General features: G+C 70.7%; 14 protein-coding genes. 11 read left to right on the top strand and 3 right to left on the bottom strand.

The window, feature by feature from the left end; translation table 11 throughout:
- Position 1: 1 nt before the first annotated feature.
- On the bottom strand, positions 2–532 hold the full coding sequence (locus ETD86_RS09285) for a PadR family transcriptional regulator (RefSeq protein WP_138665697.1): 531 nt from the start codon (positions 530–532) through the stop codon (positions 2–4).
- 54 nt (positions 533–586) lie between these two features.
- Between ETD86_RS09285 and ETD86_RS09280 the strand changes: the two genes are divergently transcribed.
- The 5 genes from ETD86_RS09280 (at position 587) to ETD86_RS09260 (ending at position 5969) form a co-directional block, all read left to right on the top strand.
- The gene (locus ETD86_RS09280) at positions 587–1273 is read left to right on the top strand and encodes an SDR family oxidoreductase (RefSeq protein ID WP_138665696.1); all 687 of its coding nucleotides are present in this window, start codon (positions 587–589) and stop codon (positions 1271–1273) included.
- A 26-nt stretch (positions 1274–1299) separates the two neighbouring features.
- On the top strand, positions 1300–2463 hold the full coding sequence (locus ETD86_RS09275; RefSeq protein ID WP_138665695.1) for an allantoate amidohydrolase: 1164 nt from the start codon (positions 1300–1302) through the stop codon (positions 2461–2463).
- Positions 2454–3779: a formimidoylglutamate deiminase gene (locus tag ETD86_RS09270; protein WP_138665694.1), complete on the top strand. Its 1326-nt coding sequence runs from the start codon at positions 2454–2456 to the stop codon at positions 3777–3779. Before ETD86_RS09275 ends, ETD86_RS09270 begins: the two co-directional genes overlap by 10 nt.
- Entirely contained in the window at positions 3776–4960 is a 1185-nt protein-coding gene (gene hutI / locus ETD86_RS09265; protein WP_138665693.1) for an imidazolonepropionase, read from the top strand. The genes ETD86_RS09270 and hutI overlap by 4 nt, the downstream gene beginning before the upstream one ends.
- 67 nt (positions 4961–5027) lie before the next feature.
- On the top strand, positions 5028–5969 hold the full coding sequence (locus ETD86_RS09260) for a sigma-70 family RNA polymerase sigma factor (protein WP_138665692.1): 942 nt from the start codon (positions 5028–5030) through the stop codon (positions 5967–5969).
- 106 nt (positions 5970–6075) lie between these two features.
- Here ETD86_RS09260 and ETD86_RS09255 read toward each other — a convergent pair whose 3' ends face one another.
- Positions 6076–6648 carry a TetR/AcrR family transcriptional regulator gene (locus ETD86_RS09255; protein ID WP_138665691.1) on the bottom strand — a complete coding sequence of 191 codons (573 nt, stop codon included), beginning with the start codon at positions 6646–6648 and terminating at the stop codon, positions 6076–6078.
- Between the two features lie 74 nt (positions 6649–6722).
- Here ETD86_RS09255 and ETD86_RS09250 point away from each other — a divergent pair, with 74 nt between their 5' ends.
- Positions 6723–7529 carry an alpha/beta fold hydrolase gene (locus ETD86_RS09250; protein WP_138665690.1) on the top strand — a complete coding sequence of 269 codons (807 nt, stop codon included), beginning with the start codon at positions 6723–6725 and terminating at the stop codon, positions 7527–7529.
- 10 nt (positions 7530–7539) lie between these two features.
- Positions 7540–8301, top strand: a complete 762-nt coding sequence (locus tag ETD86_RS09245) for an MOSC domain-containing protein (RefSeq protein WP_246147805.1) — start codon at positions 7540–7542, stop codon at positions 8299–8301.
- 1 nt (position 8302) lies between these two features.
- Here ETD86_RS09245 and ETD86_RS09240 read toward each other — a convergent pair whose 3' ends face one another.
- On the bottom strand, positions 8303–9229 hold the full coding sequence (locus tag ETD86_RS09240) for an ABC transporter substrate-binding protein (protein ID WP_246147804.1): 927 nt from the start codon (positions 9227–9229) through the stop codon (positions 8303–8305).
- 207 nt (positions 9230–9436) lie between these two features.
- On the opposite strand from ETD86_RS09240, the gene ETD86_RS09235 reads away from it, so the two are divergent.
- The 4 genes from ETD86_RS09235 (at position 9437) to ETD86_RS09220 (ending at position 16536) form a co-directional block, all read left to right on the top strand.
- Positions 9437–10789 carry an ammonium transporter gene (locus ETD86_RS09235; protein ID WP_138665688.1) on the top strand — a complete coding sequence of 451 codons (1353 nt, stop codon included), beginning with the start codon at positions 9437–9439 and terminating at the stop codon, positions 10787–10789.
- Positions 10786–11124 carry a P-II family nitrogen regulator gene (locus ETD86_RS09230; protein ID WP_103955876.1) on the top strand — a complete coding sequence of 113 codons (339 nt, stop codon included), beginning with the start codon at positions 10786–10788 and terminating at the stop codon, positions 11122–11124. The genes ETD86_RS09235 and ETD86_RS09230 overlap by 4 nt, the downstream gene beginning before the upstream one ends.
- Positions 11125–11316: 192 nt before the next feature.
- Positions 11317–13542 (top strand): [protein-PII] uridylyltransferase, encoded by a 2226-nt coding sequence (locus tag ETD86_RS09225; RefSeq protein WP_138665687.1) that lies wholly within the window; start codon positions 11317–11319, stop codon positions 13540–13542.
- 219 nt (positions 13543–13761) lie between these two features.
- Complete coding sequence (locus tag ETD86_RS09220) at positions 13762–16536, top strand: nitrate- and nitrite sensing domain-containing protein (RefSeq protein WP_170222966.1); 2775 nt, start codon at positions 13762–13764, stop codon at positions 16534–16536.
- Positions 16537–16543: the final 7 nt, after the last annotated feature.

Raw genomic sequence — 16543 nt, 5'->3', positions numbered from 1 at the left:
CCTATGGCAGTTCGCCGGCCTCGACCCGCGCGACGGCCTGCTCGACCCAGTCCAGCTGGGCCTGGAGCATGGCTCTCGTCAGGCGCAGGTTCTCGCGTATGTGATCCGGGGCGCCGTGGTGTCGTTTGAGGCCGATGATGTGGCCCATGGTTTCGACGCCCATTTTGAGCTGCGTCATCCTGCCATACATGGCGTCCAGAAGCTCCTGCTTTTCCAGCCGGTCCATGAACGTCATCGCCACCTGGAACGGGTCCACGATGGGTTTGACCTCATGCCAGGCACCCAGCAGCAGCCGCTGGAACTCCTCGCGCCCCGGCTCCGTGACCGCATAGACGATCTTGCCGCCTTTGCCGCCCTCGACGATCTCCAGCAGGCCCTCGTCGGCCATCTTGCCGAGCCCGTGGTAGATCGAGCCGTAGGCGACGCTGGCCCAGACGTCCGCGCTCATCGCCTCCAGACGCCTGCGGACCCCGTACCCGTTCATGGGGCCGTCGAGGAGTGCGCCGAGGATCAGGATGCGCATCGATGACATGGCTCAAGTTTGTACTCAAATTTGAGTATCCGTCAAGGTCAATAAGCTGACCCCATGACTGAACGACCAACGGCGCTGGTCACCGGCGCCTCGCGGGGTGTCGGCGCGGCCGTCGCCCGGGTGCTCGGGCCGACGCATCACGTCATCCTGGGCGGCAGGGACGAGAACGCGCTTGCCGGCGTGGCCGCGGAGCTGCCCGATGCCCGGACCTGGCCGGTGGAGCTGACGCGGGTCACGGAGGCGGACGTCGCGGGCATCGAGGGGCTCGACGTGCTCGTGCACAGCGCGGGCGTCGCCGGGCTCGGCCGGATCGCCGACCTCCCCGCCGACGCGTGGCGCCGGATGATGGACGTGAACGTCGTCGCGGTCGCCGAGCTCACCAGGCTGCTCCTGCCCGCGCTCCGCGCCGCCCGCGGCCACGTCATATGCATCAACTCCGGCTCCGGCCAGCGTGCCAACCCGCAGTGGGCCGCCTACGCGGCCAGCAAGTTCGCGCTGAAGGCGTTCGCCGACGCGCTGCGGCTGGAGGAGCCCGGCCTCAGGGTGACCACCGTCTACCCGGGCCGGGTCGCCACCGACATGCAGCACGACGTGCGCCGGTACGAGGGCGGCCCGTTCGAGCCGGACAAGTACCTGCGGGCGGAGAGCGTGGCGCGGGCCGTGCTGGCCGCCGTCACCGCCGGTCCCGACGCCCATCTCACCGAGCTGACCCTGCGACCGTCGGCCGGGCCGGCCAACTGAATGGGTCCATTCACTACAGTGGGTCCATGCTGGAACCACTCACGCACATAGGACGGGACCCCGCGACCGGCGGCTACGTCAGGGACGCCTGGTCGGAAGCCGACATGGAGCTACGGGAGTGGTTCGCGGGGGAGGCCGCGCGGCGCGGCCTCGACCTGCGCGAGGACCGCAACGGCAACCTCTGGGCCTGGTGGGGCGACCCCGCGGCCCGGCGCGGCGTGGTGACCGGTAGCCACCTCGATTCCGTGCGGCAGGGCGGCGCGTACGACGGGCCCCTCGGCGTGGTCTCCGCCTTCGCCGCCCTCGACCTGCTGAAGAACCGCGGCGTCACGCCCGGTCGTCCCCTGGGCGTGGTCTGCTTCACCGACGAGGAAGGCGCCAGATTCGGCGTGCCGTGCATGGGGTCGCGCCTGCTCACGGGCGCGATCCAGCCGGACAGGGCGCTCGGGCTGACCGACGACGACGGCGACACCCTGGCCGACGTCATGGCCAGGGCCGGGCGGAAGCCGTACGGGATCGGGCGGGACGAGGAGACGCTGGCGCACGTCGGCACGTTCGTGGAGCTCCACGTCGAGCAGGGCCGCGGGCTCGTCGACCAGGGACGTCCCGTGGGTGTGGCGAGCTCGATCTGGCCGCACGGGCGCTGGCGGTTCGACTTCCGCGGCCGGGCCGACCACGCGGGCACCACCAGGCTGGCCGACCGCGACGACCCCATGCTGCCGTTCGCCCGCATGGTGCTGGCCGCCCGCGCGGGCGCGGAGCGGCGCGGCGTGGTGGCCACGATCGGCAAGGTGCACGTCTCGCCCGGCAACGCCAACGCCATCCCCGGCCTGGTCTCCGCCTGGCTGGACGCTCGCGGGGCGGACGAGCGGGACGTGCGGGACCTCGTGGCGGAGCTGGCGGAGGGGCTGGACGTGCGCGAGGAGTCGTGGACGCCGGAGGTCGGCTTCGACGCGGCCCTCAGGGACCGGCTGGCCCGGGTGGCGGGCGGCGACACGCCCGCGCCCATCCTGCCGACCGGCGCCGGGCACGATGCCGGAATCATGGCCGCGGCGGGCGTGCCGGCCGGGATGTTGTTCGTCAGGAACCCCACCGGCGTGTCCCATTCCCCCGATGAGCACGCCGAACAGGCAGACTGCGAGTCGGGAGTCGTGGCACTGGCGGACGTGCTGGAGGATCTGTGTCGCTGACGTACTGGTGCGAGCAGGCCTGGGTGCCCGACGGCATCGCGGACGACGTGATCGTGGTGGTCGAGGGAGACCGGATCGCGCGGATCGGCCAGGGCCCGCCGCCCGCCGGCGCAGAACGGCTGGCCGGGCTCACCGTCCCCGGCCTGGCCAACGCCCATTCGCATGCCTTCCATCGCGCGCTCAGAGGCGCCGCGCAGGAGGGCAAGGGTGACTTCTGGACCTGGCGGGATCGGATGTACGAGGTGGCCGCCCGGCTCGACCCCGACGCCTACCTGCGCCTGGCCACGGCGGTCTACGCCGAGATGGCGCTGGCCGGGGTGACCTGCGTGGGCGAGTTCCACTACCTGCACCACGCGACGGGCGGCAAGCCGTACGACGACCCCAACGCCATGGGCCACGCGCTCGTCCAGGCCGCCCGCGCCGCCGGGCTGCGCATCGCGCTGCTCGACACCTGCTACCTGACCGGCGGCATGGGCGCACAGCTGGCCGGCGCGCAGGACCGGTTCGGCGACGGGAACGCCGAGCGCTGGGCGGTCAGGGCCGACGACCTGGCCGCCTGTTACGAAGGCCAGGCGGACGTGGAGATCGGCGCGGCCATCCACTCGGTGCGGGCGGTGCCGCCCGAGCAGATGCCGGTCGTCGCCGAGTTCTCCCACCGGCACGCCGCGCCCCTGCACGTACACGTCTCCGAGCAGCCGGCGGAGAACGCGGCCTGCGTCGAGAGGTACGCCGCCACGCCCGTCCAGCTCCTCCACGAGCACGCGGCGCTGGGGCCGCGCTCGACCGCCGTGCACGCCACCCACCTGACCGACGTGGACGTCGAGCTGCTCTCGCATTCGGGCACGTTCATCTGCATGTGCCCCACTACCGAACGCGACCTCGCCGACGGCATCGGCCCCGCCAGGACCCTCGCCGACCGAGGCGCGCGGATCACGCTCGGCTCCGACAGCCACGCCGTGATCGACCTGTTCGAAGAGGCGCGTGCGGTCGAGCTGGACGAGCGGCTGGCCAGCGGGAAACGCGGCCACTGGTCCGCCGCCGACCTGCTCGCCGCCGCCACCACGGCCGGCCACACCTCGCTCGGCTTCCCCGACGCGGGCATGCTCGTGCCCGGCGCGCGGGCCGACCTGGTGTCGGTACGCCTCGACTCCGTGCGTACGGCCGGCGCGAGGGGACTGGAGGCCGTGGTGTTCGCCGCCACGGCGGCCGACGTGCACTCGGTCGTGTCCGGCGGGCGCCGCGTGGTCGAAGACGGCAGGCACGTGCTGGGCGATGTCGGATCCCTGCTGGCCGAGGCGATAGGAGCCCTGCGATGACCACGACGCTCATCGACGGCATCGGGCTGCTGTACACCGGTGACCCCGAACGCGAGGAGATCGCCGGCGCGGCGCTGGTCGTGGCCGACGGCCTGGTCGCCTGGGCGGGTCCCGCCGCGCAGGCCCCCGACGCCGACGAGCGGGTGGACGTGGGCGGACGGGCCGTCATCCCCGGCTTCGTCGACAGCCACGCGCACCTGATCTTCGCCGGCGACCGGACGGCCGAGTTCCAGGCCCGCATGTCCGGTCAGCCGTACACCGGGGGCGGCATCAGGACCACGGTCGCCGCCACCCGGCGGGCCGGCGACGCCGAGCTGGCCGCCCGCGCCCGTGCCCTCGTCAACGAGATGCGCGGCCAGGGCACCACCACCGTGGAGATCAAGAGCGGGTACGGGCTGACCGTCGACGACGAGCGGCGCTCGCTGGAGATCGCGGCCGGGCTGACCGGCGAGACCACCTTTCTGGGGGCGCACGTGGTGCCCGCGGACATGGACGCCGACTCCTACGTGCGGCTCGTGGCCGGGGAGATGCTGGAGGCGTGCGCGCCGTACGCCAAATGGGTGGACGTGTTCTGCGAGCGCGGGGCGTTCGACGGGGACCAGACGCGGGAGATCCTGAGCGCCGGGATGAAGGCGGGGCTGGGGGTGCGGGTGCACGCCAACCAGCTCGGCGAGGGGCCGGGCGTGCGGATCGCGTGCGAGCTGGGCGCCGCCTCCGCGGACCACTGCACCCATCTGACCTCGGCCGACGTGGACGCGCTGGCCGCCTCGGAGACGGTGGCGACGTTGCTGCCCGGGGCCGAGTTCTCCACCAGGTCGCCGTACCCGGACGCCAGGCGGCTGATCGACGCCGGGGTCACCGTGGCGCTGGCCACCGACTGCAATCCCGGGTCGTCGTACACGTCGTCGATGGCGTTCTGCGTGGCGCTGGCCGTGCGGGAGATGGGGATGACGCCGCTGGAGGCGATCAGGGCGGCGACGTACGGCGGGGCGCGCGCGTTGCGGCGTACGGACGTAGGCTGGCTGCGGCCCGGAGCCCGCGCGGACCTGGCTGTGCTCGACGCCCCTTCATACGTCCATCTGGCCTATCGGCCCGGCGTACCCCTCGTTCACCAGGTGGTCCAGAACGGACTCCTCCTTGAGGAGGACATCCAGAACCCTCCCTCGGACGTAGTGCTTTAGGGAATCTTTGCATCTGGCCGGACGTTGGCCGGGTATAGAACGCAGCTGCGGAACGAGGTGCCTGGGGATGGCAAGGCCTACGGGGAGTCGCACGCAGGAGCAGCACGTCGCGGATCGAGATCTGCTGGGGACCTACCTGGCGGAAATCGGCCGGGTCCCGCTGCTCACGGCGGAGGAAGAGGTGGAGCTCGCCAAGCGGATCGAAGCGGGACTCTTCGCCGAGCAGTTGCTCGACAGCGGGGGCTCGGAGCCGCGCATCGGGGATGCGGCCGACGAGGAGCTGGAGCGTCTGGCCATCTCGGGTCAGCGGGCGAAGGACGAGTTCATTCAGGCCAACCTGCGCCTTGTGGTGGCGGTGGCCAGGAAATATTCGGGTCGGGGGATGCCGCTCATCGACCTGGTCCAGGAGGGGAACCTGGGCCTGGTGCGGGCGGTCGAGAAGTTCGACTACCGGCGGGGATACAAGTTCTCCACGTATGCGACGTGGTGGATCAGGCAGTCGGTGGGGCGGGCCATCCACGAGCAGGCGCGGCCCGTGCGGCTGCCGACGCACGCCGGGGAGCAGATGACCCGGCTGATGCGGGTACGCCGGGACATGCTGGCCGAGTTCGACGCCGAGCCGACCGACGACGATCTCGCCCAGATCCTCGACCTGCCGATCGAGCGGGTGCGTGAGCTGCGGCGCTGGGCCTCCGATCCGGTCTCACTCCAGCTGGGGGTGGGCGACGAGGACGAGACCGAGCTCGGCGACATGATCGCGGACGAGACGTGGGCCGACCCCGAGCAGCAGGCGATCGAGATCCTGGAGCGGGAGCGGCTGGAGTTGTGGCTGACCGGGCTAGAGGGCCCGACCAGCGAGATGTTGCGGTGGCGCTACGGGTTGTTGGACGGGCGTGAGCACACGCTGACGGAGGTCGGCGAACGGTACGGCATCGGCCGCGACCGCGCCCGCCGCATCGAACGCGACGCCCTGGCCCGCCTCCGCAAGATGGCCACCGCCGCAGCCTGACCCACCTGCCCTTCCCAGCCGTCGGCCCCGTCCACACGGAGCCGGCGGCTCGCCTTTCGGCACGGGCCCATGCGCCGCGGCGGGGGCTCGGCGCCTGTTGCGGTGCTCAGTCGGCGGGGTGGAGGAGGCGGCGGAGGAACTCTTCGACGGCTGCCTCGGCGGCGACGCGGTCGCCGCCCCTCGCCACCAGCAGCACGCTCTCGTTGATGGCCGCCAGCAGCATGTGGGCGTGCAGGTCCAGGAAGTCGGGCGGGACCGCCTTGGTGGCCTTCAAAGCGGATTTCAGCATGCCGAACGAATACCGCTCCTCCATGGCCCGCCACCGCTCCCACCCCAGCACCGCAGGCGCGTCGATGAGGACGATCTGCTTGACGACCGGGTCCCCGGCGAGCCTGATCCAGGCCAGGACCCCCGCCTTGAGTGACTCGGCCGGGGAGGTGATGCCGCGCACCGCATCCATGATCTTGACCTGGACGGCCGACTCCGTGGCCTCCAGCACCGCCTCGAACAGGACGTCCTTGCCCGCGTAATGGTGGTAGAGCGCCCCCTTGCTCAGCCCCGTCTCCTGCAGGACCGTCTCGACCGAGGTTTCGTCGTAGCCCCGCTCGGCGAACAACCGCGTGGCGATCGCCAGGACCCTGTCGCGGGTTGCCGCGCCGCGTTCCGCCTTGAGGTTCATGGACTCACTGTAGACAAACCGACCGTCAGTCTGTAATTTCATAGACCGACAGTCGGTCTGTAATTGGAGGGTTCATGGACGGTATCTCCTATGTGGACGTGGGCCAGGGGCCGGTCGCGCTGTTCGTCCACGGCGTCGGCACCAGCTCCTACCTGTGGCGCAACGTCATCGCCGAGCTCCGCGGCGAGCGCCGCTGTGTCGCCATCGACCTGCCGTCGCACGGTGGGAGCGCGCCGCGCGACGATCTGTCGATCCCCGCGCTCGCCGAGGCCGTGGAGGAGCTGTGCGAAGAGCTCGGCCTCAGCGAGGTGGATCTCGTCGCCAACGACACGGGCGGCGCCGTCGCCCAGGTCTTCGCGGTACGGCACCGCCACCGGCTCCGTACGCTCACCCTCACCAACTGCGACGTGCACACCAACACGCCGCCGGAGGCGTTCAAGCCGACCGTCGAGCTGGCGGCCAGGGGTGAGCTGGCCGAGCTCACCGCCGCCGTGCTCGACCAGCCGGAGCTGCTGGCCAAGACCGCCTTCGGCGACGGCTACGAGCGGATCGACGATCCGGCCGCGCTGGTGGACGCGTACCTGCGGCCCGTCTTCGCCAAGCCGGACGGCGGCCGGGCCTTCGAACGCCTGCTGACCTCCATCGACGCCAAGGACATGATCGCCATCGAGCCGCAGCTCACCGTGCTGACCGTGCCCACCCTCGTGGTGTGGGGCACGGGCGACGTGTTCTTCGACGTCAGCTGGGCCCGCTGGCTGCGCGACACGATCCCCGGAGTCAGGGAGATCGTCGAGATCGAGGGCGGGCGGTTGTTCTTCCCGGACGAGCGGGCCGCCGAGCTGGTGCCGCATTTGCGGCGCTTCTGGGCGCAGGAGTCATAGGCTGCGTTAGGTGCATGTCGAGACGCTGCGTCGTTATCCGGTCAAGTCGATGCTGGGCGAGGAGGTCGCGGCGAGCGAGGTGACCGAGCGCGGGCTGGCCGGTGACCGGGCGCGCGCGGTGCTCGACGTCGCCACCGGGAAGATCGCCAGCGCGAAGAACCCGCGGCTCTGGCGGGATCTGCTGACGATCGAGGGGGCACGCGTCCCGGGGAATGCGGAATTGTCCAGGCTGCTGGGGCGGGACGTGCGGCTGATCGACGTGCCGCCGGAAGGCGCCGAGTTCGAACGCTCCGTTCCCGAACGGGTGCTGGCCGAGGGGATCGAGGCGGAGGTGCCCCACACCGTCGGCACGCTAGGGGCCGCCGCGCCCGGCGGCACGTTCTTCGACTTCGCGCCGATCCACCTGATCTCGACCTCCACCGTGGAGCGGATCGGCGCGCTCAGCCCGCGCGGCCACGTCGAGGCGCTCCGCTACCGGCCCAACCTGGTCATCGCGACTGCCCATCAAGGCTTTCCCGAGAACGCCTGGGTGGGCAGGGAGCTGCAGGTCGGCGACGAGGTGGTGCTGGAGGTCATCGTGGCGAGCCCGCGCTGCGCGGTGCCGACGCTCGCCCACGGGCCGCTGGGGCGAGACGTCGACGCGCTGCGCACGGTGGCCAGGCACAACCGGGTGCCGGTGTTCGACATGGGGCCGCAACCGTGCGCGGGGGTGTACGCCCGCGTGGCGCGGCCCGGCCGGGCCAGGAAGGGCGACCCGGTACGCCTCTCCTGACTCAGGCCAGCGGCGCCAGGTACTTGTCCAGGTCGTCGAGGATCTTGCCGGCGGCCGTGACGCCGATGCCCAGCATCCAGATCTCGTCGTCCACGTTGTGGGCGTTGCCCGACTTGACCGCCTCCAGGCCCTTCCACAGCGGCCCGCCGGTCACCGTGGCCTGCGACTTGGCGGCGGCCTCGCCGTACGCGCTGTAGAAGATCGCGTCGGCGTCGGCCTTGGCGATGTTCTCCTGGCTCAGCTTGCCGAAGCGCTTGTCCTCCTGGTCGGCGAGCTGCTGCGCCGTGGGCCTGGGGATGCCGGCGTCGCCCACCACGATGCCGCTGAACGACTCGGGGCCGTACATCCGGATTTCGGTTGGCATGAACCGCACGATGCCGACCTCCAGCTTCGAGAACTTCGTGCCGACCTCCTTGGCCCGCGTCTCGTAGGTGGACAGCAGCTGCGTGGCCTGGTCCTTCTTGCCCAGCGCCTCGGCGTCGAGCAGGAAGTTCTCCTTCCAGGTGACGCCGACCCTCTCGGTGAACACGGTAGGCGCGATCTTGCTGAGCTTGTCGTAGAAAGCGGCCTGCCGGAACTTGGAGCCGAGGATGAGGTCCGGCTTGAGCGCCATGATGGCCTCGATGTTCGGGGCCTGGAGGGTGCCCACCGCCTTGGTGGCGGACAATGACGAGCCCAGGTACTGCGGCCACTTCTGGTTCTCCTGGGCCTGCGCCGCGCCCACAGGCGCCAGGCCGAGCGAGACCATCGTGTCGAGTTTGTCCGTGTCGAGCACCACGACCCGCTGCGGGGTCATCGGCACCTTCGTCTCTCCCATGGCGTGCTTGACGGTCCGGGTGGGACCGGTCTCCTGGGAGGAGGTGGCGGTCCCGCACGCGGCGAGGGTGAGCAGGGGGAGCATGGCGGCGACGGCCAGGCGGAGGCGCATGAGCATTCCTTGATCTCTTAAGTTAGGCAAACCTAAGTATCGCATGCCGGTAATCGCATCACCGAAATAGCGGGCCGTGAGGCGCCCGAAACGTACCTGAAACACCAGTGTGGCGAGATTCACGAATGTGAAACACACCTGGTCGCGCCACGAAACCCCAGGCGAACACGCTGTGGCCACACGTCACATGTAAGGAGGGTCGCTTCGATGATCGACAGCGGCACTACCGCCTGGATGCTGGTATGCACCGCCCTGGTGCTGCTGATGACTCCGGGCCTCGCGTTCTTCTACGGGGGCATGACCAGGGCCAAGAGCGTCCTGAACATGATGATGATGTCGTTCGTCAGCATCATCGTCGTCACGGTCGCCTGGGTGCTCTACGGCTACTCCCTCGCGTTCGACGCCGTCGGCGATGGCTCCGGCTTCATCAACAAGATCGTTGGTGGGTTGGACTACCTCGGCTTGAGCGGGGTCTTCAACGCCGTGTACGAGGGCCTCATCCTCGAGGGCGGCAACGTCACTGCCGAAGCCGCGGCGGCCGACAACTTCCCGCTCATGGTGTTCTCCGCATTCCAGCTGACCTTCGCCATCATCACCGTGGCGCTGATCAGCGGCGCGATCGCCGACCGGGCCAAGTTCGGCGCCTGGGTCGTGTTCTCCTTGCTGTGGGCCACGGTGGTCTACTTCCCCGTCGCTCACTGGGTCTGGGGCGGCGGCTGGCTCACCCAGCTCGGCATCGAGGACTTCGCCGGCGGTACGGTCGTCCACATCAACGCCGGCGCCGCCGCGCTCGCGCTCGCGCTCGTCCTGGGCAAGCGCAAGGGCTGGCAGAAGGAGCCCATGCGGCCGCACAACCTCACGCTGGTGCTGCTCGGCACCGGACTGCTGTGGTTCGGCTGGTTCGGCTTCAACGCCGGCTCGGAGCTGGCTCCCGACCAGACCGCCGGTCTGGCCTTCATGAACACCCAGATCGCCACGGCCGTCGCCGCCGGCGCCTGGATGCTGGTGGAGAAGCTGCGCGACGGTCACGCGACCACGCTCGGTGTCGCCTCCGGCGCGGTGGCCGGTCTGGTCGCCATCACCCCTGCCTGTGGTTTCGTCGACCCGTGGGCGGCCGTGGTCATCGGCCTGCTCGCCGGTGTGGCCTGCGCCTACGCGGTGGGCCTGAAGTACAAGCTGGGCTACGACGACTCGCTCGACGTGGTCGGCGTGCACCTGGTCGGCGGCGTGATCGGCGCCGTCTCGCTGGGCTTCTTCGCGGCCTACCCGTTCCTGCCCGGCCAGAACAAGGGCATCCTGATCGAGGGCGGGCAGATCAGCCAGCTCGGCCTCCAGGTGCTCGGCCCGGTCGTGGTCGGCCTCTACTCCTTCGTGATCTCCTGGATCCTCGGTAAGATCATCGACAAGACGATGGGCTTCCGGATCCCGGAAGAGGCCGAGGTCACCGGCGTCGACATCACCACCCACGCCGAGACCGGCTACGACATCGGCACCTTCCACGCCTCGGGCGTGACGTCCTCCAACGGCCCCGCCCCCGCTCCTAAGAAGGTGGACGCATGAGGCTCATCACGGCGATCATCAAGCCCTTCAAGCTGGATGACGTGAAGGCCGCGCTGGAACAGTTCGGCATCAAGGGAATGACGGTCAGCGAGGCGAGCGGCTACGGCCGGCAGCGCGGCCACACCGAGGTCTACCGCGGCGCCGAGTACCAGGTCGACCTGGTGCCCAAGGTCCGGCTGGAGGTCCTCGCCGAGGAGGATGACAGCGAGGACGTGATCGACGTCATCGTCAAGGCCGCCCACACCGGCAAGATCGGTGACGGCAAGGTCTGGTCCGTTCCCGTGGACACCGTCATCCGCGTGCGAACGGGAGAGCGGGGCCCGGAGGCCCTGTGATGGATCCGCAGCGAAGCGAGGACATCCATCACAGGATCGTCCTCGCGGAGCGAGGCCATTGACACGGCAGCGAAGCTCCGACAACGGCGTCGGAGCGGAGCTCGGCAGGGTTTCCATGATTGATCTGCGGCGAAGCTACGCCGATGACCCGGACAACGGTGTCCGGGCGAAGCTCGGCAAGGGGGCACAGGAGTGAGGGGAGAGGCCCGTTCGTACGCCGCGGCCCGCAAGGAGCGGACCGCGGACACCGACCGCTGGCTCAAGGATCTCTTCCGCACGGCGAGCGACGGCGACCACGTCTCATTGGTCGCCGTCGGCAGCCTGGGAAGGGGCGAACTGGCCCCCAGCAGCGACCTCGACCTGGTTCTGCTGCACAACGGTCGGCCCGACGTGGCCAGGATCGCCGACCGGATCTGGTATCCGATCTGGGACTCGGCGGTCAGCCTTGACCACTCCGTGCGCACTGTCGAGGAGGCCGTGGCCGTCGCCAGGCAGGATTTGAAGGCCGTGCTCGGCCTCATCCAGGCCAGGCACGTGGCCGGCGACCCCGAACTGACCAGGAAGGCCAGGGAGGCGGTGCTCGCCGAGTGGCGGGCGGACTCCCGGCGCAGGCTCGGCGAGCTGCGGGACGCGGCCGACAAGCGGGCCCAGACCAGCGGTGAGCTGGCCTTCCTCCTCGAACCTGATCTCAAGGACGGTCGCGGCGGGCTCCGTGACGTCCAGGCGATGCAGGCCGTGGCGGCGGCCTGGGTCGCCTCCGCGCCGGGTCCCCGGGCGCGGGAGGCGTACGAGTTCATCCTCGACGTGCGGCACGCGCTGCACGTCGTCACCGCCCGCGGCACCGACCGGCTGGTCCTGCAGGAGCAGGACGCCGTGGCGGGACTGCTCGGCCTGCTCGACGCCGAGGCGCTGATGCGCAGGCTCGCCGAGGCGGGCCGCACGATCTCTCATGCTTTCGACGGCACCTGGCGCACCGTTGACCGGCTCCTGTCAGGGCCGGCGCCCCGAGGCCGCCGTCCGCTGGCGGACGGCGTGGTGGAACACGGCGGCGAAGTGGTGCTCGCCCGTGGGGTCACCCCTCGTAAGGACCCTGTCCTGGTGCTGCGCGCGGCGGCCGCCGCGGCCGACTCCGGGCTGCCGCTCGCGCCCGCGACGGTGTCCGTTCTCGCAGCTCAGTCGCCTCCCATGCCGGTGCCGTGGCCCGACGAGGCCCGTGACGCGCTGGTGTCCATCCTCGGTGCGGGCCGCGCCGCCGTGCCCGTGTGGGAGGAGCTCGACCAGGCCGGCATTCTTGTCAAGCTGCTTCCTGACTGGGAGCGGGTACGCCACCGTCCGCAACGCCACCCGATCCACCGCTTCACCGTCGACCGGCACCTCATCGAGGCCGCCGCGAACGCCGCCAGCCACACCCGCGAGGTCTCCCGTCCCGACCTGCTGCTGATCTCGGCGCTCTTCCACGACATCGGCAAGGGCTGGCCCGGCGACCATTCGGCGACCGGCGAGGTCGTGGTCCGCGACATCGCCACCCGCATCGGCCTGCCCGCGCCCGACGTGGACACCCTGGCCACCGTCGTACGCCACCACCTGCTGCTGCCCGAGACCGCCACCCGCAGGGACCTCGACGACCCCGTCACGATCGAGAAGGTCGCCGCCACCGTCGGCTCGCGCGAGGTCCTCGAACTGCTGGCCGCGCTCGCGATCGCCGACGGCAACGCGACCGGTCCCGCCGCCTGGAACAGCTGGAAGGCCGGGCTGGTCGCGGACCTCGTGCGCCGGGTCAGGTCCGTGCTGGCCGGCTCGCCGCCACCCAAGCCGCCCACCCTGTCGGCGGAACAGGCCGGGCTGGCCAGGCACGGCGGCGGCGCCGTGCGCGTCAACGGCGGTTCCGTCACGGTCGTCGCCCCCGACCGGGTGGGGCTGCTCTGGAGCGCCGCCGGCGTGTTGTCGGCGCACCGCCTCATCGTGCGCTCGGCCTCGTCCGCCTCCGCGGGCTCCACGGCCGTGATCGAGTTCTCCGTGGTCCCCGAGTACGGCACCCCGCCGGACCCCGCCACCCTGGAGTCCGACCTCCGCCTCGTCCTTGCTGGTCGTCTTGACATCGAGCAGCGGCTGGCCCGCCGTTCGCGGGCCGTGCGGCCGCCCCGTGTACCCGTGGCCCCACCTCGGGTGACCCTGGTCGACGACGCCTCCGCGACGGCCACCGTCGTGGAAGTCAGGGCCCATGACAGGCCCGGACTGCTGTGGCGTATAGGACGGGCGTTCGGGGAGTGCGGTCTTGACGTGAGAGCCGCTCGCGTAGAGACTCTCGGCGCGGAGGCCGTGGACGTCTTCTACGTTGTCGATCGCGCCGGTCGCCCCCTCAGCGACGACGCGCAGAGGGCGCAAGTCCGCGATCAAGTGCTTTCCGCACTGCGATAACCAGCACACGACTGCCGTCACCTATGTAACGATTGTGTCGGAATTGCCGGTTTGGTCGGTTGCTCGGATACCTTGTGGACGGCTTGAGGGCCCGTTGCCAACGGGACGATGTGAGGGGTAGCGGAAGCAGTGACTACGGGGAACTCCGACAGCGGCGTCGCCGCGAAGCGGGACCGAGGGAAGCGGTCGCTGCCACGCTTTGGCCTGCGCAACTGGCGCGTGCGGTGGCGTCTCACCGCACTCATCCTGGTCCCGACGATCGCCGCCGTCGTGCTGGGCGGCGCACGCGTGGTGGGCTCGGTCCAGAGCATCGGCGACTACGACCGTACGGCCACCGCCGCCGAGCAGGCGGGCCGCATCCGCGACCTGGTTCAGGCGATCGGTCTGGAGCGTGACACCGGTGGCTGGATCGGCGCGAGCCGCGCGATGCGCAAGACGCTCGCCCAGCCGATCGCCGAGCGCAAGGCGGCCGTCGACAAGCTGGTCGCGACCGTACGCGACGACCTCGGCACGATCGACGACTCCTACGGCCCGCGGGTGGTGAAGGCCGCCGACCAGGCGCGAGGCGACCTGAGCCGGCTGACGAGGATCAGGGCCGAGGGCCAGACCCGCACCATCCAGTACGACTTCCTCACCGACAGCCTGCTCAAGCTGCACGACGAGCTGAGCCTCATGTCCGAGGACTCCCTGATCGTCGGGCAGTTCCGCGCGCTGAGCGCGCTCGCCCGGGCGAAGGAGGAGGTCTCCCGGCAGCGTGTCCTGCTGCTCCAGGCCTCCTACAACCCCAACAACGTGGACGCCAAGACCGTCGAGCAGTTCATCGCCTCCAACGCCCGCCAGCTGGACGACATCGCCACCGTCGGCACGGAAGCCGGCGTCGAGGCCGGTGTGGAGCTGTCCAAGCTGCTGACCGCCAAGCCCGAGTACGTCGGTGTCCAGCTCACCAAGTCCCGCGCGATCACGCTGGCCAGCGGCCGGGCGCCTGGTGTCCGGATCACGGACAACCTGATCTCCGCCAAGGCCAGCCGCCAGGAGTGGTTCGAGAACAACGGCGTCGTCATCGACGTCCTGCACGACCTCGAGCAGGACCTGGCCGCCAAGGTGAACCTGCGCAGCCAGGAGCTGCGCGAGTCCGAGATCCGCAGCGCGATCATCGCGGGTTCGCTGATCGTCGCGCTGCTGGTGCTGGTCCTGCTGCTCACCGTGGCCATCGCCCGCTCCATGGTCACCCCGTTGCGCCGGCTGCGTACCGAGGCCCTGGAGATCGCCGGCTTCCGTCTGCCCGACGTGGTCCGCCAGCTCCGGGTCAACGGCGACGCCGCGGTCGGCGACGTACGGCCGATCGAGATCGAGGGCAATGACGAGATCGGCGAAGTGGCGCGGGCCTTCGACCAGGTGCACCGGCAGGCCGTGCGCCTGGCGGGCGAGGAGGCGGAGCTGCGGGGCAACATCAGCTCGATGTTCGTCAACCTCTCGCGCCGCACCCAGACGCTGGTCGAGCGGCAGATCTCGCTGATCGACGGTCTGGAGAAGGGCGAGCAGGACGGCGCCAGGTTGTCCGACCTGTTCAAGCTCGACCACCTGGCCACCCGCATGCGCCGCAACTCCGAGAACCTCCTGGTCCTCGCCGGTCACGAGGCGACCCGGCGGCGCAGCCAGCCGGCGAAGCTGGTCGACGTCGTCCGCGCCGCGCTGTCGGAGGTCGAGGGCTACGAACGCGTCCAGGTCCGGGTGCACCGCGCCACGTCGGTGCTCGGCAGCTGCGCGAACGACCTGGTCCACCTGGTCGCCGAGCTGGTCGAGAACGCCATCCAGTTCTCCCCGAACACCTCCCAGGTCGTGGTCACCAGCAGTCTCATCGAGGGCGGCGGCGCGCTGCTGTCGGTGAGCGACACCGGCATCAGCATGACCGAGGACGAGCTGGCCGAGGCCAACCGCCGCCTGGCCGAGCCGCCGGTCGTGGACGTGTCGGTCTCGCGGCGCATGGGCCTGTTCGTGGTCGGCCGTCTGGCGCTGCGCCACGGCATCAGAGTGCAGCTCAGAAGGGGCGACGGCGCCGGTCTGATCGCCATGGTGCTGCTGCCGCCCACGTTGATCGCCGACGGCACGCAGCAGCCGCTGCCGCAGCGCCCGGCGTTCGGCGGTGGGACCGCGCCGGCGTTCGGTGCGAGCTCCGGTGCGCCCGGATCGCAGGCGCCCTCCTTCGGTGCGCCGGGACCGCAGGCGCCGGCGAACGGGACGTTCCGGTCGTTCGGCAACTTCGAGTCGGTGGACCGCGACCCGCGCTCGTACGACAGCATGCCTGGCCCGCAGCGACCCGGGCCCGGGCCCGGGCCGTTCGGCTCCGATCCCGGTCGCGCCGGGATGTCCGGGTTCACCGCCGACACCGACGGGGGCTCTTACCGCAGGCAGACGCCCTCGTTCGAGTCCGGGGCCTACTCGTCGTACCCGAGCGTGGGGTCGCACCCCTCTGGAAATGGCGCGTTCCAGACGCCTCCGTCGTACGCCACGAACGACGTCCGCAGACCTGACCCCACGCCGTCGGTCGAGGTTTCGCCGATGGAGCCGGAGCAGGAGGAGTTCCTGCCGATCTTCGCGTCGGTGGAGTCCGCCTGGTTCCGCCGGCCGCCCGGCGAGCAGCCGAAGCACGCGGCCGAGGTCGAGGGTAGGGCCACTCCCGCGCAAGCCGTACCCTCTGGGGAGGAAGCGTGGCGAACGGCCGCAGACGCCGGATGGCGGGCGGCGGCCGCAGCCAGCGAGCCCAGCCTCGGCGGCATCACCGCCGCCGGGCTGCCGAAGCGCACCCCCAAGGCCAACCTGGTGCCCGGCACCGCGAGCCAGCAGCCCGCGGCGCCGGCACAGCAGCCGCAGCAGCGGCAGGCGCCTGCGCAGCCGGTCTCCGCAGACCGGATACGCAGCCGGATGGCCAGTTACCAGCAGGGTGTGCGACGGGGCCGCCAGGAACTTCGTGGACAGGAGGAACAGAGTGAGTAAGCGTCCC

The organism is Nonomuraea turkmeniaca (assembly GCF_005889735.1).
GTDB classification, from domain to species: Bacteria; Actinomycetota; Actinomycetes; order Streptosporangiales; family Streptosporangiaceae; genus Nonomuraea; species Nonomuraea turkmeniaca.
Note: the sequence above shows the minus strand (reverse complement) of the source record. Positions and strands in the feature narration are given on the sequence as shown.